The sequence below is a fragment of the Bacteroides sp. Marseille-P3684 genome, assembly GCF_900291465.1.
In the GTDB taxonomy this organism is placed as follows: domain Bacteria; phylum Bacteroidota; class Bacteroidia; order Bacteroidales; family Bacteroidaceae; genus Phocaeicola_A.
In genome coordinates this window covers 2,056,770-2,075,527 of sequence record NZ_LT985808.1, presented here as the reverse complement: position 1 = coordinate 2,075,527, position 18,758 = coordinate 2,056,770, and the positions used below count along the sequence as shown (strand labels likewise).

Annotated in this window: 14 protein-coding genes and 4 tRNA genes; 10 read left to right on the top strand and 8 right to left on the bottom strand. The window is 49.7% G+C overall.

The window, feature by feature from the left end; translation table 11 throughout:
* Positions 1-92: 92 nt before the first annotated feature.
* On the bottom strand, positions 93-3,059 hold the full coding sequence (locus C8275_RS08045) for a DUF4982 domain-containing protein (RefSeq protein WP_106484749.1): 2,967 nt from the start codon (positions 3,057-3,059) through the stop codon (positions 93-95).
* Positions 3,060-3,179: 120 nt separating this feature from the next.
* On the opposite strand from C8275_RS08045, the gene C8275_RS08040 reads away from it, so the two are divergent.
* A complete protein-coding gene (locus tag C8275_RS08040; protein WP_106484096.1) occupies positions 3,180-3,566 on the top strand; it encodes a hypothetical protein in 387 nt (128 codons plus the stop codon).
* Positions 3,532-4,524 (top strand): transposase, encoded by a 993-nt coding sequence (locus tag C8275_RS08035; protein ID WP_199881879.1) that lies wholly within the window; start codon positions 3,532-3,534, stop codon positions 4,522-4,524. The genes C8275_RS08040 and C8275_RS08035 overlap by 35 nt, the downstream gene beginning before the upstream one ends.
* Before the next feature lie 173 nt (positions 4,525-4,697).
* On the opposite strand, the gene C8275_RS08030 is transcribed toward C8275_RS08035, so the two are convergent.
* From C8275_RS08030 to C8275_RS08005, 6 genes are all read right to left on the bottom strand, one after another.
* Positions 4,698-4,770 (bottom strand) — tRNA-Gly (locus C8275_RS08030).
* 6 nt (positions 4,771-4,776) lie between these two features.
* Positions 4,777-4,860, bottom strand: a tRNA-Leu gene (locus C8275_RS08025).
* Between the two features lie 30 nt (positions 4,861-4,890).
* A tRNA-Leu gene (locus C8275_RS08020) sits at positions 4,891-4,972 on the bottom strand.
* A 43-nt stretch (positions 4,973-5,015) separates the two neighbouring features.
* Positions 5,016-5,088, bottom strand: a tRNA-Gly gene (locus C8275_RS08015).
* A gap of 79 nt (positions 5,089-5,167) precedes the next feature.
* Positions 5,168-6,361: a carboxynorspermidine decarboxylase gene (gene nspC, locus C8275_RS08010; RefSeq protein WP_106484748.1), complete on the bottom strand. Its 1,194-nt coding sequence runs from the start codon at positions 6,359-6,361 to the stop codon at positions 5,168-5,170.
* A 97-nt stretch (positions 6,362-6,458) separates the two neighbouring features.
* The gene (locus tag C8275_RS08005; protein ID WP_106484747.1) at positions 6,459-8,771 is read right to left on the bottom strand and encodes an ATP-dependent helicase; all 2,313 of its coding nucleotides are present in this window, start codon (positions 8,769-8,771) and stop codon (positions 6,459-6,461) included.
* A 388-nt stretch (positions 8,772-9,159) separates the two neighbouring features.
* On the opposite strand from C8275_RS08005, the gene C8275_RS08000 reads away from it, so the two are divergent.
* The 8 genes from C8275_RS08000 (at position 9,160) to C8275_RS07965 (ending at position 17,206) form a co-directional block, all read left to right on the top strand.
* A complete protein-coding gene (locus tag C8275_RS08000) occupies positions 9,160-11,652 on the top strand; it encodes a DNA translocase FtsK (protein WP_106484746.1) in 2,493 nt (830 codons plus the stop codon).
* A gap of 23 nt (positions 11,653-11,675) precedes the next feature.
* A complete protein-coding gene (locus tag C8275_RS07995) occupies positions 11,676-12,314 on the top strand; it encodes a LolA-like putative outer membrane lipoprotein chaperone (RefSeq protein WP_022386102.1) in 639 nt (212 codons plus the stop codon).
* A 29-nt stretch (positions 12,315-12,343) separates the two neighbouring features.
* Positions 12,344-13,288 (top strand): thioredoxin-disulfide reductase, encoded by a 945-nt coding sequence (gene trxB / locus C8275_RS07990; protein ID WP_022386101.1) that lies wholly within the window; start codon positions 12,344-12,346, stop codon positions 13,286-13,288.
* Positions 13,289-13,406: 118 nt separating this feature from the next.
* The gene (locus tag C8275_RS07985; protein WP_022386100.1) at positions 13,407-13,925 is read left to right on the top strand and encodes a C40 family peptidase; all 519 of its coding nucleotides are present in this window, start codon (positions 13,407-13,409) and stop codon (positions 13,923-13,925) included.
* 171 nt (positions 13,926-14,096) lie between these two features.
* Positions 14,097-14,414 carry a 50S ribosomal protein L21 gene (rplU, locus tag C8275_RS07980; RefSeq protein WP_022386099.1) on the top strand — a complete coding sequence of 106 codons (318 nt, stop codon included), beginning with the start codon at positions 14,097-14,099 and terminating at the stop codon, positions 14,412-14,414.
* A 20-nt stretch (positions 14,415-14,434) separates the two neighbouring features.
* The gene (gene rpmA / locus C8275_RS07975; RefSeq protein ID WP_022386098.1) at positions 14,435-14,698 is read left to right on the top strand and encodes a 50S ribosomal protein L27; all 264 of its coding nucleotides are present in this window, start codon (positions 14,435-14,437) and stop codon (positions 14,696-14,698) included.
* 128 nt (positions 14,699-14,826) lie between these two features.
* A complete protein-coding gene (gene serS / locus C8275_RS07970) occupies positions 14,827-16,101 on the top strand; it encodes a serine--tRNA ligase (protein ID WP_022386097.1) in 1,275 nt (424 codons plus the stop codon).
* Between the two features lie 79 nt (positions 16,102-16,180).
* Entirely contained in the window at positions 16,181-17,206 is a 1,026-nt protein-coding gene (locus tag C8275_RS07965) for a low specificity L-threonine aldolase (protein ID WP_106484745.1), read from the top strand.
* A 95-nt stretch (positions 17,207-17,301) separates the two neighbouring features.
* On the opposite strand, the gene C8275_RS07960 is transcribed toward C8275_RS07965, so the two are convergent.
* A complete protein-coding gene (locus C8275_RS07960; protein WP_106484744.1) occupies positions 17,302-18,702 on the bottom strand; it encodes a C1 family peptidase in 1,401 nt (466 codons plus the stop codon).
* Between the last annotated feature and the right edge of the window lie 56 nt (positions 18,703-18,758).

Below are 18,758 nucleotides of genomic sequence, written 5' to 3'. Positions count from 1 at the left end.
TATAAGACCAAACCTCCGGAGACCAAGCATTCACACTCAGCCTGCCGGAGGTTTGATTACAGCTCTCCTCTATAAGTCATGCCTGTCTTGCATCACCTCACAGATTCAAGAAATTCTATCTCTATGATGCGCAAGTTATGACGGCTCTTGCTCTTTCGGGCTTTCTTCTCCATGTCGTTGGCTGCACCACCCGCCACTTCAACAATCTGGCCAAACGCATCCTTATCCGTCGTGCTGCCTTTCAGACGCACTGTAATTTCATTCGTACGGACAGGTTCAGCTATTTCCAGATGAATGTATCCAAGGCTCTTCTCCGTGTTTCCACTCCAGATGAGCTTGTTGCCTGCATAAACTTCCAACGGATAGCTGCGTGAACGCCAACCGTTAAGCTTCATGCAGATGTCATCCACTTCAGCCTCACGTGCCAATGTATAGGTAATCCATGCGGTAGACAGCTGTCCGTCATTGGCCCATTCGCTCAGTTCGTTGTCATCATAGCTCAGTACGGCATCCGCCTGGTTGGCCCCTGCCTGAGCTGAAACAATGGCCACGTCGTGCTTGGTGTCCACATAAGAAGGAGTTTGTGGAGTTTCTCCTTTGAGCAGACTTCCTTTCAGCGTGTTTTGGGGTAAATATTCACTCAAACCACCTTCGGCCTTTACGGGGACGGTTTGCAATACGAGCGTTGCTGCAGGCAATCCTTCAGCCTCGGCCTTCACGGTAATCCTTCCCGCCTTGGTCGTACTGCGGATGAGTGCACGATTGATGCCACACTCCACGGGCAGGTTGGTATCAAGGATATGATTGTATGCCCCTTGGGCAATGCCACCACGCCATTCGGCTTCTCCATCCAACGTGAACTTCACCATGCGGTTGTCGAGCGGACAACGACACCCGTCCTTGTCTACCACCTCAAACTGGAGCAGTGCCATATCAGCTCCATCGGCATGGAATCCCTCCGGATTCTGAATAGCCGTCAGTTTCAGGCTCACGGGCTCACCGGCTGTCTGCAGTGCATAGCGGCTCACTTCCTTACCATTGGCATCATAGCTGACTGCTTCCAGCTTGCCCGGTTGACAGGCTACCTTGTCAAAGGTAAAGAGAAAATGATATTCACGTTTGCCTTTGCCCAGGGACTGACCGTTCAGGAAAAGTTCCACCTCTTCCCCGTTGGACACCACATAGACAGGCTTCACGGTATTCTCCGGATAGTTCCAATGACCAATGATGTAAGTCTGATACTTATCGGTGTCTACCCAACCATTCCACATCACCTGATGGGCAAAGAAACCATCCTTGGAGATACGCATGGCATCCACCACCCCACTGCGACGATAGTTCTCCTCACCACGATAGTGGGTGTTCGTGTCAGAGAAGACAATCTTCGTACCTCCGGCGCTCACACGCAGCCCCGTTCCGGGACGTTCCCGCCAATAGTCATACCAGCGACGCACCTGTTCTACGGCCAGCATGTCCTGATTGCGGTTATAATCTGTGGCAGGCTTGCCTTTATAAAGCGGCCCGGCGCCTTCCTTATGGAAAGGATAACTGTATTCATCCCAATACTTGCGCAAGCCCTCATCACGGCAATACTCCGTAGCCCACATGGGATGCTTCTTGCTCTTGTTGATGTAAAGCATCTCGCCTCCATATTCCGCCTCATTGATATCAAGCATCTCACGTGAACCGATGGCACGACCGCCGAAGGGGTCAAAACGGTCACGGATGCCTTTCATCTCAATCATGTGTTCACGACTGATAGACTCATTGCCGCACTCATAGAAAATAATGCTCGGATTGTTACGGTTATATATGATGGCATCCCGCATTAATTCAGTACGCTGTTCCCATTGGCGTCCCTGACGGTCTTTCTCCGCATCACCCGCAGGCATGGCCTGGAGCAAGCCGACACGGTCGCATGACTCCACATCCTGTTTCCACGGTGTGACATGCATCCAGCGCACCAGGTTGGCATTCCCCTCCACCATCAAACCATTGGAGTAGTCACTTAGCCAGGCAGGAACAGACAAGCCTACAGCCGGCCACTCATTGCTCGTGCGCTGAGCGTATCCCTTCATCTGGATTACCCGGTCATTCAGCCATATCTTGCCCTCACCGAAACGCGTCTTGCGGAATCCCGTACGGGTCATCACTTCGTCAAACGCCTCTCCCTTCTCATCGAGCAACGTAGTCTTTACCTTATAAAGATAGCCATAGCCCCAGCTCCAGAAATGCAGCCCGTTCACGTCGGCGGCTGCCTTCACCAGGCCGGTCTTGCCGGGTTGCAAAGTCAGCTTCTCCCCTTCAAAGGTCTTCACCACCTTGTCGTCAGGGTCGAGTATCGTCACGCGGTAACCGAACGTGCGGGCTTCGGACGCATCGTTCTTCACCTCCGACTCGGCATGAATCTTCGCCTTGCGTCCGGGTATATCAAAATCGGTGGCATAGACATATACCCCGGTTGTACGCAGGCTGCTGTACAAAGGTAGAGTCTGATACACCTTGTCGGTCACATGCAGGAACACATTCTTGGGTATACCACCGTAATTGGCATTGAAATTGCGGTCACTCCACTGGAATTTGGAGTTGGTACGCTTCTCACGATAGAACCAGTTGTTGTCCGTACGCACAGCTATCACATTCTCGCCTTCCTGCATGTAGGGAGTGAGATCGAATCCCACAGCCATTACGCCATTCTCGTGCAAGCCCAGATAATGTCCGTTCAGATAGAATTCTCCCGCCTGGCGAACCCCCTCAAACTCAATGAACACCTTCTTGTCTTTCAGGTTCTCCAATCGGAAATGCTTGCGATACCACACTACGGTGTCGGTATGTTGCTCGATGGAGAGACGGAAAGCCTCATCCTCGTTGAAAGCTCGCGGCAAAGTCACCCGACTCCACGCCGCATCATCGAAGTCCGGATTCTTGGCCGCAGGCACATCGCCCACCAGCAGGCACCAGTCACTGTTGAAGTTGTACTTCTTACGCTCTGCAGCGTGCATGTTCAGTGCGAACATCACGCCCAGCAGCATCGTGAAAAAGAAAAGTCTGCTTTTCATATCATTGTCTGTTATTGATTATTGTTTCTTTGTCTGTCAACGTAAGCCTCATTCTGGGAGCAGTAGAAAATCAGTGGGGATTAGTTTTCCAATATCCAGAGGAATTCCGACCTTTGCCTTATGGAAAAGAATCAATTGGAAGTGCTTGCGCGTATCGTGCTGCCTTCAGAAATACTGGATCATTTTGAGATAGCAGGTGTGCAACAGAGTCGGACAGAGATTCATATTTATCTCGACGAGTTAATGAATGCGGGATTGTCATCAGATGCCAATTTTGCATCCAAAGGCTTCATGGAGGCTGTGAATGTAACCGATTTCCCGATACGCGACCATAAGGTCATACTGGTCATACGCCGTCGCAGGTGGACCGACCTGCGTACAGGCAAGAGTTTCAGCCTTCCAATCAGCCTTGACATAGCCTGCAAAGGAACCCGTTACTCCAAGGAGTTCGGGGCTTTTTTAAAAGAAACGTATGGAGACATCCCCTGTGACCTGCCGTACGCTTGAAACATTCTACCACATAAATGCACATACCTTTGAGAAACAGTACAAGGAAACGCTAAGCGGCTTCCACGACTGGGACCAGCTAGACCATGCCGATTCATGGCTGTTGTTTCCCGAAAACATAGGCCGGCATCTTGCCATAGACGAGTCTTCCCTGTCCAATGGGGAGCTGTATACGTTTGTCACCAACCGTGACCGGCATACAGGTGAAGGAAGTCTGGTGGCGGTCGTTTCCGGCACGAAATCGGAAGACGTGATACAGGTGCTGAAGTTGATAGACGAGGAAGAACGCATGAAAGTGGAGGAAGTGACCCTTGACCTTTCCGATTCAATGCGCAAGATTGTTTCTGTCGCATTTCCGAAGGCTCAAAGAGTGATTGACCGTTTCCACATCCAGAAACTGGCTTGTGATGCCGTGCAGGAAATCCGTGTGGCGCACCGTTGGGACGCCTTGCAGCAAAGCAATGAAGAAATGGAAGAGTGCAAACAAACCGGCAAGCCCTATGTGCCGTTCCGCTTTTCCAATGGAGACACGCGTCCGGAATTGCTCATCAGAAGCCGTTACCTTCTGTTCAAATCAGCAGACAAATGGACGGAAAGACAAAAGGAAAGGGCTAAAATCCTCTTCGAGGAGTATCCTGACATCAAAATGGCTTATGGTCTGTCCCACTCATTAAGAATGATATTCTCAAAGAACACCATCAAAGATGCAGCGCGGTTGAGCATGGCCAAATGGTACAACAAAGTCGATGATTCAAGAATGAAGCAGTTCAATGTCATTGCCTCGACATTCTATGAGCATTATGACGAAATCCTGAACTTCTACAACAAACGCTCATCAAATGCGGCAGCCGAATCATTCAACGCCAAAATCAAACTTTTCAGGGCGAATCTGCATGGAGTCGTAGACAAAAAATTCTTCCTCTTCAGAATCGCAAAGCTGTATGGTTATCCCCACTGATTTTCTACTGCTCCTCATTCTGCTGATAGAGCCCTTCCTTGGCTTTCATCTGCGTATCGGGTACATGATGGCACAGAGGGGAAAAGTAGATAACGGATGGGAAACCCTGTAAATACAGAGCGGTCTGGATACAAAAAAAGGAAGACTATCTTTTCAATAGACTTCCTCTGACGAGCGGAAAACGAGACTCGAACTCGCGACCCCAACCTTGGCAAGGTTGTGCTCTACCAACTGAGCTATTTCCGCAAAGCGTGAAGAGAATGAGACTCGAACTCACACGGCATAATTGCCACTACCCCCTCAAAGTAGCGCGTCTACCAATTCCGCCATCTCTCCAGCATGTCAAAAATTTGCTTTCAAAATCAGTGCCCAAAACAGGACTCGAACCTGCACGGCTGTTAACCACTCGCACCTGAAACGAGCGCGTCTACCATTCCGCCACTTGGGCAACTGATACCGGACACTTCCGGATTGGTTTCATCGATTGATTGAGCGGAAAACGAGACTCGAACTCGCGACCCCAACCTTGGCAAGGTTGTGCTCTACCAACTGAGCTATTTCCGCATCAATCTTTGTTTCTCGATTGCGGTTGCAAAGGTAGGCATAATTTTGAAACCTGCAAACAATTCGACAAAAAAAATCACTAACTCATGCGATTTTTATAGTCTTCATAGGTAAAACGCTTATATACGTCTAATGTCCCATCCGCACGCAACAAGGCGATTCCAGGATGTTGGATGCCATTAAACATATTGGTTTTCACCATTGTATAATGTATCATATCTTCAAAGATGACAGGCTCACCCACTTGCAGGAAGTGATCGAAGCGCCAAGCCCCCATATAGTCCCCGCTCAAGCAACTATTTCCGCCCAAACGGTAAATCGGGTCATTGGGCTTTGCATGTTTCACCGCTTCATCCGGCAATGTTTCCGCTCCACGTACTTTAGGCTGATAGGGCATCTCCAGGCAATCGGGCATGTGACAGGTAAAACTTACGTCCAAAATGGCTGTACGTATGCCACGGCTCTCCACGATGTCTACTACCCGACTGACGAGCGGTCCCGTCTGCCAGGTAAAAGCGGAACCGGGCTCCAGGATAAGATGCAGATGGGGATACCGCGCTTGCAAGCCTTGCAACAGACGGACGAGATGTTCCACATCATAGTCCTCCCGAGTCATCAAATGCCCGCCCCCCAAATTGAGCCATTTCAATTGAGGGAACCAACGGGAGAATTTCTCTTCCAAATGCTGCAACGTATGTTCCAGCTCATAGGAACTGCTCTCACAATGACAATGACAATGAAATCCTTCGATTCCTTCAGGCAACTGCTCCGGCAACAAATCGGCAGTCACTCCAAAACGGGTACCCGGCGCACAGGGATTGTACAGCTCCACTTCCACTTCCGAATATTCGGGATTGACACGGATGCCACACGATATGGGTTCCGCATAGGCTTTCACCTGCGGATAGAAACGTTCATATTGACTGAAAGAATTGAATGTAATATGATTGCTGCACCGCAATATTTCAGAGAAGTCCTCCTCCGTATAAGCCGGAGAATAGGTGTGTGCCTTACTCCCAAACTCTTCAAAAGCCAAACGAGCCTCATAGGGAGAGCTGGCTGTCGTAAAATGAATATATTCCCGGAAAATCGGAAATGACTTCCACATGGCAAATGATTTAAATGCCAATATGATTTCCACCCCGGCACGTTCCTTGACCGAACGAATCAGTTCAAGATTCCGACGAAGCAGTTCCTCTTCCATCACATAACAAGGAGAAGGGATAATGTCCAGATGTTCTGACACCTTTGAAAAATGAAGGTTGCTTTCCATTCTATAAACTATTGTAGATTTATTTATTTCACATTCGATTCGACTGAAGCCACTCCCAGCTGCAGCCAGCCGGAAGCAATGGACCGGTTTCCACCGCTTACCCGATAACCTTGAAACGGGCAAACTTCAACAGAAGTTGCTTTACTCCGGCATTTTGGAAACGGACAGTCGCTTTACAGTTCTCTCCCGTCCCCTCCACGCGTTCGATTATTCCTATGCCAAAGCGCTCATGTTCGATCTGTTGACCGGCACATACTCCATAGCTGTTTGTACCCGAAGATGCCACAGGCTCCGTGCTGGTCATTTTCTTCAAGCGGGGAGTCTCCGGAGCTTCTGTCTTGCCCTTCGGACGTTCTTCTGCAAAAAGACGGGAACGTACGGGCTCGGTAGTCTTGCGCACCGGTGTGACACGTCGGGAAGAAGTCTGCATGTTTTGGGGGAGTTCCAAGAATCGTGCATCAATATCACGCAGGAAACGGCTCGGATTGCCAAACTCCATGCGCCCATAACGGAACCGACTCCGTGCAAAAGAAAGGAAGCAATGTTTCTCTGCCCGGGTAATAGCCACATAGAACAAGCGACGTTCTTCCTCCAGCTCCCGATAAGAGTTCTTTGCCATCGCACTGGGGAACAAGTCCTCTTCCAAGCCTACGACAAAGACGGTGTTAAACTCCAAGCCTTTGGCTGAATGTACCGTCATCAAGGTAATCTTCTCTTCGGAATCAGAACGATCCATATCCTGGTCGGACAGCAATGATACTTCAGACAGAAAATCCGGCAGATACACATGTTCCGCCTCTCCTTCTTCCTGACGGGTACTACAGAAATCATGTATACCATTCACCAGTTCTTCCACATTCTCCTGACGACTCAAGCTTTCCGGAGACTTGTCCTGATAGATTTCATTGATGATACCGGACTGACGTATGATGTCTGCTCCAAGTGTGTATGCATCCTCCGTCATCACACGTGCCTGAAAATTCGCTATCAACTGCCGGAACGCCATCAGCTTGTTTGCAGTGCCCTTATTAATGGACAGTGCATACGCCTCAGGCTGGCACAGGACGGTCCACAGACTGACGTGAGCTTCAGTGGCTGCCTGAATGATCTTATTGACGGTCGTATCGCCGATACCACGGGCTGGATAATTGATGATACGCTTGAACGCTTCTTCATCGTCGGGATTCACCACCAGACGGAAATAGGCTATCACATCCTTGATTTCCTTCCGCTGATAAAATGACAGACCTCCATAGATGCGATAAGGCAAAGACCGTTTACGCAATGCCTCTTCAAAGATTCGCGATTGTGCATTGGTACGGTAAAGGATGGCGAAGTCGGAATAAGCTATATCTTCCCGTCGATGCAGCTCCACCACCTTATTGGCCACAATCTCTCCTTCTTCCACATCGGAATAGGCATCTGTCACTTTGATGCGGTCCCCCGTCTCATTCTCCGAAAAGACTTCCTTGCGGATCTGCTCCCTGTTTTTCTCAATCAGACTGTTGGCTGCGTTTACAATCGTCTGTGTCGAGCGATAGTTCTGTTCCAGCTTGAACAGCTTGGCATCCTTATACTGGCGGGTAAACTTCAGAATGTTGTCGATATTCGCACCCCGGAAGGAATAGATACTTTGCGCGTCATCGCCAACGACACAGACACGTTGCCGCTCCCTGGTCAGTTGCCACACAATGCTATGCTGGGCAAAGTTTGTATCCTGATACTCGTCGACCAGCACATAAGCAAAACGTTCCGCATATTTATGACAAATTTCAGGATGTTCTTCAAACAATAAATAGGTATAGAGCAACAAGTCATCAAAGTCCATGGCTCCGGCTTGCCGGCAACGTTCCCAATAGCGAAGATATACCTTATATATATCACCCATCTTCGCCTCCCGGTCCGACTCCCGCAATTCTGTATTGGAGGCATACGCCTGCGGTAACACCAGATAGTTTTTTGCATTGGAAATCCGACTCTGCACAGAAGCCGGCTTGTAAGTCTTATCGTCCAGCCCCATTTCCTTGATGATTGCCTTTATCAGGCTGCGGGAATCGGTCTGGTCATAAATAGTGAAGTTGGACTTGAAGCCCAGGACCTCAGCCTCCGTCCGCAAGATGCGTGCAAAGATGGAATGAAAGGTTCCCATCCATAAATACCGGGCACGCTCCCATCCCACTTGCCGTGCCACGCGGCTCTTCATCTCCGCTGCGGCTTTATTGGTAAAGGTCAACGCCAATACGGACCAAGGTTCATAGCCCTGTTCCAGCAGATAAGCAATTTTATAGGTCAATACGCGCGTCTTACCTGAACCGGCTCCGGCTATCACCAACGAAGGTCCGTCAATATACAACACGGCCTCCCGCTGACTCTCATTCAATTCATCTATATAATTTGTACTCGCTTGCATCAGAATTTCTATTTGGGCGCAAACTTAGATAAAGTAGAATAAACAGGCAAAAAATCATAGCCCTAAAAAGATTTCCTCTCAAGCAGCTGACCGGCACGTCACCTTTCTCCCCGACAGAGAAACCAAACGCTACAGGAAACGGGCAGTACCCAACATAATGACAGCTTTCCGCGAAGATTTCTTCGTTTATTCCGGAGAAATTCCGTAAGTTTGCATGAAAATTCGCCCCGATTGTTCATTGGCTTTTGAGTGGATTTTTGATTTAAAACGAGTCTATCCAAACAAGCTAAAGACCGTCCGGGAAGAAACAGTCATGATTGTACAAACCATGACAGACAAACTAGAGAATGACCATAAACGAAATCATCCATAAAATTTCGAACAGGCTATGACGAAGAAAAAGACAGAAGCTGCTGCTTCTACAGACAAATTATCCACCTTACGCAATATCGTTCACATCCTGAGAAGTGAAACCGTCCAATTCATTTTCGGGCTTTTGTGTATTATATTCTCTTTCTACCTATTGCTGGCATTTACCTCCTTCTTCTTCAACGGAGGTGCCGACCAAAGCATTGTAGCGAATCCGGAGACAGGAGAACTACTTTCAGTCGACAACAACATACAGAATTCAACCGGTTCACGAGGAGCTGTTCTTGCAGAATTCCTCATCAATCGCTGCTTCGGTTTTTCCGCCTATTTCATCGCAATCTTCTTGGGGATCGCTGGTCTGCAGCTTGTCAAGGCTGAGTATCATTTCCGGATATGGAAATGGTTCATCAGCTGTACAATTCTGATGATATGGGGTTCTATCTTCTTTGGCTTTTTGTTTGAAAGTACGTTTGGAAACAGTTTTATCTACCCGGGCGGAATCCACGGACATAACATCAGCATGTGGCTGTCTTCACAGATTGGTGCTACGGGAGTTATCCTCCTGCTATTGGGGGTAGCTGTCATTTACCTTGTATATATGAGCCGTTCCACCATCCGTGTCGTACGCCGTATCCTTCATCCGTCTCTCAAGAAGAAGAAAGATACAACTGTGTCTGCTGCTGCGGCTCCTGCTCCACAACAGAATGATACAACAGAACCAAAACATACGGAAGAAAAGACACCGGACACAACATCTCAGGATGTGGAAGAGGAGCCCCAACCGCTGACTTTCAATCTGGATACGACTCCGTCATCGCCTGCAAACGCCTCCCGTCGCCAGGCAACACTCACAACTATGGAGGAAGAAGCGGAAGAAACGCCTGAGGATGAAAAAAAAAGCACATTAGTACCCCCTCCGACTTCTCCGAAGCCTGACAAGGCCCCGGAGATGGAAGTCAGTATCGGTGGAACGGAAGAAGACAACGAAATTACCCAGCTTCCTCCCTACAATCCCAAACTCGATTTGGAGAACTACCATGCACCGACCATTGACCTGCTGAAAAAATACGAGGACAACTCTCCGTCCATCGACCGGGATGAGCTGGATGCCAACAAGGATCGCATCATCGACGTGCTGCGTAGTTTTGGTGTGGAAATCTCTTCCATCAATGCCACAGTCGGTCCGACCATTACCTTGTATGAGATTACGCCGGCACAGGGAGTGCGCATTGCCAAAATCCGCAACCTGGGCAGTGACATTGCCCTGAGCCTGGCAGCCAAAGGTATCCGCATCATTGCCCCGATACCCGGCAAGGGAACGATCGGTATCGAAGTGCCTAATTCGAAGGCTAAGATTGTCCCCATGCGCGACATCATTGCCAGCAAGAAATTCCAGGAGTCAACTTTCGACCTTCCTATCGCATTGGGTAAGACCATCACCAACGAAGTGTTTGTCGCTGACTTATGCAAAATGCCACACGTCCTGGTGGCAGGAGCTACCGGACAAGGTAAGTCTGTCGGATTGAACGCCATCATTACTTCCTTGCTCTATAAAAAGCACCCGGCAGAATTGAAATTCGTCATGGTTGACCCCAAAATGGTCGAATTCAGCATGTACAATCCCATTGAGAAGCACTTCCTGGCGAAACTGCCCGATGGCAATGAAGCGATTATCACAGACCCGACCAAAGTGATACAGACGCTGCAATCACTCTGTATCGAGATGGACAACCGTTATGAATTGCTCAAAGCCGCAAACGTGCGCCAAATCAAGGAATACAACCAGAAGTTCATCAACCGGCAACTGAATCCGGAAAAGGGACATAAGTTCCTGCCCTATATCGTTGTCATCATTGATGAGTTCGGCGACTTGATCATGACAGCCGGTAAGGAAATCGAGACACCGATTGCCCGTATCGCCCAGAAAGCACGTGCCGTAGGTATCCACATGATTATCGCGACCCAACGTCCTGCCGCCAATATCATCACGGGAGTCATCCGGGCTAACTTCCCGGCACGGATTGCCTTCAAGGTATCCACGATGATGGAGTCACGCATCATCCTCGACACCCCGGGAGCGGACCAACTCATCGGACGTGGAGACATGCTGATTTCCCAGTCAAACGAACTGACCCGTATCCAATGCGCCTTTGTCGATACGCCTGAAGTGGAAAACATCACGGAGTACATCAGCCACCAGCAAGGCTACCCGTCGGCCTTCTACCTGCCGGAATATGTGGGAGAAGAGAGTGACAGCAGCATGAATGAGGTGGACATGAACCGACTCGACCCGATGTTTGCCGATGCAGCCAGACTGGTTGTCAGCTACCAGCAAGGTTCAACTTCCCTTATCCAACGCAAATTCTCCATTGGCTACAACCGGGCGGGACGCATCATGGACCAGCTGGAACATGCCGGTATCGTCGGTCCCAGTGAAGGCAGCAAGGCACGTCAAGTGCTATGCGTAGACTTGGATGACCTGGAAACGCGATTGGCAAATTTGCAACAATAAACTTTAGTAAGCTCAATATCATTATGAAAATCAGGAACATTTTATCATGCATATTATTATCCGTCTGCACCTTGGGAGTGCAGGCGCAAAAAGAGACGCAGGCCCGTCAGCTGTTGGACAAGACCGCTGCCATCTTCAACGATAAGGGGGTAGACGTGAAATTCAGATTCTGGACAAATGGGAACAAACAGGACCAAACCTCCGGAAGCATTGCCGTAAAAGGCAACAAGTTTCATCTGACGACTCCATCCGCCATCACGTGGTTCGATGGAAAGACACAGTGGAGCTACCTGCCTGCCAACCAGGAAGTGAACGTCAGCAACCCGACACCTGAGGAACTGCAGAGCATCAATCCCTATGCCTTCATCGGCCTGTACAAGCAAGGTTACACCTATCGGGTAGGGGCACGCAAGAACTATCAGGGAAAAGCCATCGACGAAATCGACCTGCAAGCGGAAAATCCCAAACAAGAGATTCAGGCTGTCAAGTTGTATGTCGACAAGCGCAATGCGCAACCTCTTTATATCAAAATAACAGATTGTAACAAAAATATCAATGAGATAGAAGTTACATCTCTGAAAAAAGCTCTACTTTTACCGGACAATCGGTTTATCTTTGACACAAAGCAATATCCGAATGCTGAAGTCATTGACTTGAGATAATCAGAATCACATAAATAAGATCAAACAGTATGAGTACAGAAAGAGTTAGATGCCTGATCATCGGTTCAGGTCCTGCCGGATATACAGCGGCAATTTATACCGGTCGTGCAAATATTGCTCCGGTCCTTTATGAAGGAATCCAACCGGGCGGTCAGTTGACTACGACGACAGAAGTTGAGAATTTTCCCGGATATCCGGAAGGAATTACCGGACCGGAACTGATGGAAGACTTGCGCAAACAGGCTGAACGCTTCGGTGCTGACATCCGTAGCGGTATCGCCGTAGCAGCCGACCTCAGCAAAGCTCCTTATAAGGTTACGATTGACGATGGAAAAGAAATCGAAGCCGACACCATCATCATCAGCACCGGCGCAACAGCCAAATACCTGGGATTGGAAGATGAAAAGAAATACGCAGGTATGGGCGTCAGTGCTTGTGCTACCTGCGACGGATTCTTCTATCGCAAGAAAGTGGTAGCCGTGGTCGGAGGTGGTGACACTGCCTGCGAAGAGGCTACCTACCTGTCGGGATTGGCTTCCAAGGTATACCTCATCGTCCGCAAACCTTATCTGCGTGCATCCAAAATCATGCAGGACCGCGTACTGAACAATCCGAAAATCGAGGTGCTTTTTGAACACAATACAGTAGGCTTGTTTGGAGAAAACGGTGTTGAAGGCGCACATGTTGTCTACAAGATGGGTGAACCGGAAGAGAAACGTTACGACATTGCTATTGACGGATTCTTCCTCGCCATCGGGCATAAACCGAACTCCGACATCTTTAAGCCCTATGTAGACACCGACGAAGTTGGCTACATCATCACGGAAGGAGCAACTCCGCGTACAAAAGTACCCGGCGTATTTGCTGCCGGCGATGTTGCCGACCCGCACTACCGTCAGGCTATCACGGCGGCAGGAAGCGGTTGCAAGGCAGCCATCGAAGTGGAAAGATACTTGAGCGAACACGGACTCTAAGTCTGTGTAACGGATAACGCAGATGACATCAGGCTATCACAAGCCATGCCATCTGCGTTTTTTCATTGAGCAAGCAAAAGACTTGCCTGTCCCTATTCTTCAACCAACGACTTACGAGATGAGAAAAACTACTCTCCTATCCTTCAGCCTGTGTCTGCTGTTTCTTGTGTTTCTGTCTTCGTGCCGCAGCATCACCCCCTCCTACAATTACCGCGAACTGGCGCGTGCCGGTATCACCTTGGGAATGGACATCGAGCAGGAAGACAACCACCGTCTCTACGTGGAAGCATCCAAATGGATTGGAACTCCTTATCGCAACGGAGGAAGCAACCGCAAGGGAGTGGATTGTTCCGGACTGACAGCCGCCCTATATAATAAGGTATATAAGGTCAAGCTGCAACGTTCCAGCGACGGACAACTCAAAAAGGACTGCCGACGCATCAGCAAACGGCAGTTACAGGAAGGCGACCTCGTCTTTTTTCATGGGAAGCGTTCCCGACGCACTGCCAATCACGTCGGTGTTTACCTGAAGAACAACAAATTTATCCATGCCAGCAGCAGCCAGGGAGTCATCGTCAGTGACTTGGATGAAAGCTATTGGAAACGCTACTGGCTCTCCGGAGGAAGAGTAAAATAACATTTATTAGTAGGGCAAACCTGATACTGTTCTGTTTTTTCTCTACAAACATTTGTGTATATCAACCGATTGATGTAATTTTGCGCCCGATTTAGTCCGTTCGGGTACGAAGAAGTAATATCGGAAGGCCGATGTTCACCTGACGGAGAAACCGTTTAATCTTATTATAAAATGTACGTAATCGTAGAAATTAACGGACAACAGTTCAAAGCTGAAGAAGGCAAGAAGCTGTTTGTACACCACATTCAGAATGCTGAAAACGGCGCAACTGTTGAATTTGACAAAGTTTTGTTGGTTGACAACAATGGTAATGTAACGGTAGGTGCTCCTACTGTAGAAGGTGCAAAAGTTGTTTGCGAAGTAGTTTCTCATCTGGTAAAGGGCGACAAGGTCCTCGTATTCCACAAGAAGAGAAGAAAAGGCTACAGAAAGTTGAACGGTCACCGTCAACAATTCACAGAGTTAACAATCAAACAAGTTATTGCTTAATCATTTAAATTTTAGTAGAAATGGCACATAAAAAAGGTGTTGGTAGTTCAAAGAACGGCCGTGAATCAGCAAGTAAAAGATTAGGCGTAAAGATATTTGGTGGACAAGTTTGCAAAGCCGGTAACATCATTGTTCGTCAAAGAGGTACTGTGCACAATCCCGGTGAAAACATCGGCATGGGTAGTGACCACACTCTTTACGCATTGGTAGATGGTACTGTATGCTTCAAAAAGGGACGTAACAACAAGAGTTACGTATCAATTATCCCGACGGCTGAAGCGTAAACCTCATACTGAAGACATAGAAAGGCTCATGGAAAATCCGTGAGCCTTTTTTGTATTTTATACAAAGGAATCTCTATCTTTGCAAGCGATTCTACATACCATTCAGGAATTTAACAAGACATACAGATATGCTTACCATCAAACAAATTACAGACGACACGGAGAAAGTCATCCGTGGACTGGAAAAGAAACATTTCGAACATGCAAAAGAAGTCATCGCTAAAGTAATAGAACTAAACGATAAACGAAAAGCCTCACAAGCACTACTCGACAACAACCTTGCCGAAATCAATACTACTTCCAAGACAATCGGCGCACTGATCAAGAGCGGAAAGAAAGAGGAAGCCGAAGCGGCAAAAGCACGCGTGGCTGAAATCAAAGAAGCCAACAAAAGCCTGGAGGAAGCCAAGGAAGGGGCTGCCAACGAAATGCAGGCTCTGCTCTACACAATTCCCAACATCCCTTACGACGAAGTGCCTGAGGGCAAGACTGCGGAAGACAACGTCGTGGTCAAGATGGGCGGCATGGAGACAGAACTGCCCAAGAACGCACTGCCTCACTGGGAGCTTGCCAGGAAATACGACATCATCGACTTTGACTTGGGCGTAAAGATTACCGGCGCCGGATTCCCCGTATACAAAGGGAAAGGGGCACGGCTGCAACGTGCGCTGATCAACTTCTTCCTGGATGAGGCACGCGAGGCAGGCTATACGGAAATCATGCCGCCGACGGTCGTGAACGCCGCATCGGGATACGGCACGGGACAGTTGCCTGACAAGGAGGGACAGATGTATCATTGTGAAGTCGATGACCTCTACCTCATCCCGACGGCTGAAGTGCCTGTCACGAATATCTACCGCGATGTCATCCTCGATGAGAAGGACCTCCCGATCAAGAATTGCGCATACACGGAGTGTTTCCGTCGGGAAGCCGGCTCCTATGGAAAGGAAGTACGCGGACTGAACCGCCTGCATGAATTCTCCAAGGTGGAACTGGTGCGCATCGACAAGCCGGAGCATTCCCGTCAGTCACACCAGGAAATGCTGGACCACGTGGAAGGGCTGCTGAAGAAACTGGAACTCCCCTATCGCATCCTTCGTCTGTGCGGAGGAGACATGAGCTTCACCTCTGCCATCTGCTATGACTTCGAGGTTTATTCGGAAGCTCAGCAACGTTGGCTGGAAGTCAGCTCCGTATCCAACTTCGACACCTATCAGGCAAACCGCCTGAAGTGCCGTTACCGTACGGCGGAAAAGAAGACGGAACTCTGCCACACCCTCAACGGCTCTGCACTGGCATTGCCGCGCATCGTGGCTGCATTGCTGGAGAACAACCAGACACCCGAGGGCATCCGCATCCCGAAGGCACTCGTTCCGTATTGCGGCTTCGACATGATCGACTGATTCATACCAATAAATTCATACAAAGCACGAATCCGGGGAACTTACGGGTTCGTGCTTTTATCTTTACACCTGACTCAACATGCTACATTTCGACTGCGACTACATGGAGGGAGCGCATCCGCTCATCCTGGAACGTCTCCTGCAGACAAACCTGGAACAGACACCCGGTTATGGCTGCGACATCTACACACAACGTGCCAAAGAGAAAATCCGGCAAGTCTGCAACTGTCCCGAGGCTGCCGTACATTTCCTGGTAGGGGGCACACAGACCAACGCCACGGTCATCGACGGACTGCTCCGCACGTATGAAGGCGTACTGGCTGCCGAGACTGGACACATCAACGTGCACGAGTCCGGAGCCATCGAAGCCAGCGGGCACAAGGTCCTGACCTTGCCACAGACCGACGGGAAGGTCCAGGCTGAGGATGTGGATCGCTACATCACGTCGTTTTACCAGGATGCGACCTACGAGCACATGGTGGCTCCGGGGATGCTGTACATTTCCTTCCCGACTGAATATGGCACGCTCTACAGCCGGAAGGAACTGGAGGCGCTCAGCGAAACATGCCACCGCCACCACATCCCGCTCTTCATCGACGGGGCGCGGATGGGCTATGGACTGACGGCCATACCGGCAGATGTCACGCTGGAAGATATTGCACGCTGGAGCGATGTCTTCTACATCGGTGGAACGAAAGTCGGAGCGTTGTTCGGCGAAGCGGTCGTCGTGACCAATCCCCGGCTGCTGACTCACTTCTTCCCCATCATCAAGCAGCACGGTGCCCTCCTGGCAAAGGGACGTCTGCTGGGCATCCAGTTCGACACGCTGTTCACCGACGGGCTGTATTTCCGCATCGCCCGGCACGCCAACGACATGGCAGAGAAGCTCAAAAAGGGATTTGCTGACAGGCACTACCGTTTCTTCATGGATTCGCCGACCAACCAGCAGTTCGTGATTCTCAACAACCGGCAGAAGGAGGAACTGCACCGCCATGCGACCTTCGAGACGTGGGCGGTCATCGACGAATCGCACTCCGCTGTCCGGTTCGCTACGAGCTGGGCGACCCGCGAAGAAGATGTGGACGCACTGATTGAACTTTTATAAGAATACCTGCTAAGACAAAGGTGGCACCCTCCGCAAAGAAGATGCCACCTTTGTTATGATGCAACAGGACGTTTCCCGTAGGCTGAAATCGTCACTTATTCTTCATCCGCAAACATCGGATCCCAGGCGGGCAGACGGACGGGTTTCTCCTTCTCAAGCAATTCCAGCACCTTGGCAGGAACATACTTCTTGTTGACAGCCAGGCGGAACATGTATTCATCAAACCATTGGTCGGTCATGATGAGATGGCCCTTGTATCCCACCTGTCCCCAGCTGTTCTCCACCATCCATTTCTTGGGCTTGCCATTGGCGTCCAGGTCTACCGCCATCAGGGTCATGGCATGCGTCGAACCGCTGGCGAAGGTCTGGATGCGTTGCTTCTTGTCCATGCCGAACGTAGTGCCGAAGAGCGAATCGTAATCGTAGTTGCGCAGGTCGAGCAAGCCGCGTTTCTGGTTGAGGAACTTGCCCACATCGCAGGAGAAGTACATCATCGTGCTGTCCTTGATGGAGGCAATCGCCATCGGCTTGATTTCATCCATCGGCAGATTGACGTACAACCAGTTGTGGCCGTCGTAGGCATGCCGGTCGTAGTCGATTTCATACACCTTCCAATAGGGACGTGACGGGTCGTTCATCACCATGATGTAGTCGTTCACATAGTCTTCGTTGATGAATTCCTTGAAGAAGGATTGCGGTGTATAGGTCTTCATCTCACCGCGCGGCTTGCCGTCGGCGTCGCGCATCACCCACTGGAACTCGGTGACAGGCTCGCCCAGCGTGAGTACCAACATGCGGTAGATGGTTCCCAGCATCTCCGTCTTGCTCTGTTCCAATTGCTTGGCTTTGGCGCCTTTGGCAGCCTGGTCGCGCAACTGCAGACCGAACTCACGCAGCTTCAGCTTGATGAAGTTTGCCATCTGTGCCGTGTTCTCGCTGCTGAAGGTCTCCGGCATTACTCCCTTGGGCACGACACCGTATTTCATCACGATATCCATGACACCGGTGAACTGTCCGCCGTCGCTCAACGGATTCTTGAAGAGATGCTCCACCATGCGGTCGTCCATCGGACGGTCTGCCGTATCGATGATGCCCTGCAGGAAAAGGTTCGACTTCTCCAGCTGATCCCAGAAGAAACCGTAGCTCTGCGAGAATTCCAACGAAGGGAGGTCATACTTGGCAATCATTTTGGCACGCATCACGTTCAATCCCGTGAACAGCCAGCAGCGGCCCGATGATTTCTGGTCGGTGATGCCGCGCGACAGGACCTTGTCACTGAAATACGTGTCAAAGTCCGCTGCATTTTCATGATTCAACGCCAACACACGGATGTCATTGGCTGTAATGGCGTTCAGCAAAGCCTTGTCGGCTGCCGTACCTTTGTACGCTTTTCTGATTTCGCGCAACATGTCTTCAGAGATGCCTCCCTGCTGCTGTGCCTGCAATCCGCCCCATGCCAGGGTCATTAAGCAGACTGAAAGGATAGATTTCTTCATAGATTGAAAGAATTTTAAAAGATATTTGTCGCAAACTTAAAAAAGAATCTTGAGCC

Bases quoted from the DNA above. Each gene is read 5' to 3' on its own strand.
- C8275_RS08045 (WP_106484749.1), bottom strand. From the start codon at position 3,059: ATGAAAAGCAGACTTTTCTTTTTCACGATGCTGCTGGGCGTGATGTTC.
- C8275_RS08040 (WP_106484096.1), top strand. From the start codon at position 3,180: ATGGAAAAGAATCAATTGGAAGTGCTTGCGCGTATCGTGCTGCCTTCA.
- C8275_RS08035 (WP_199881879.1), top strand. From the start codon at position 3,532: ATGGAGACATCCCCTGTGACCTGCCGTACGCTTGAAACATTCTACCAC.
- nspC (WP_106484748.1), bottom strand. From the start codon at position 6,361: ATGGAAAGCAACCTTCATTTTTCAAAGGTGTCAGAACATCTGGACATT.
- C8275_RS08005 (WP_106484747.1), bottom strand. From the start codon at position 8,771: ATGCAAGCGAGTACAAATTATATAGATGAATTGAATGAGAGTCAGCGG.
- C8275_RS08000 (WP_106484746.1), top strand. From the start codon at position 9,160: ATGACGAAGAAAAAGACAGAAGCTGCTGCTTCTACAGACAAATTATCC.
- C8275_RS07995 (WP_022386102.1), top strand. From the start codon at position 11,676: ATGAAAATCAGGAACATTTTATCATGCATATTATTATCCGTCTGCACC.
- trxB (WP_022386101.1), top strand. From the start codon at position 12,344: ATGAGTACAGAAAGAGTTAGATGCCTGATCATCGGTTCAGGTCCTGCC.
- C8275_RS07985 (WP_022386100.1), top strand. From the start codon at position 13,407: ATGAGAAAAACTACTCTCCTATCCTTCAGCCTGTGTCTGCTGTTTCTT.
- rplU (WP_022386099.1), top strand. From the start codon at position 14,097: ATGTACGTAATCGTAGAAATTAACGGACAACAGTTCAAAGCTGAAGAA.
- rpmA (WP_022386098.1), top strand. From the start codon at position 14,435: ATGGCACATAAAAAAGGTGTTGGTAGTTCAAAGAACGGCCGTGAATCA.
- serS (WP_022386097.1), top strand. From the start codon at position 14,827: ATGCTTACCATCAAACAAATTACAGACGACACGGAGAAAGTCATCCGT.
- C8275_RS07965 (WP_106484745.1), top strand. From the start codon at position 16,181: ATGCTACATTTCGACTGCGACTACATGGAGGGAGCGCATCCGCTCATC.
- C8275_RS07960 (WP_106484744.1), bottom strand. From the start codon at position 18,702: ATGAAGAAATCTATCCTTTCAGTCTGCTTAATGACCCTGGCATGGGGC.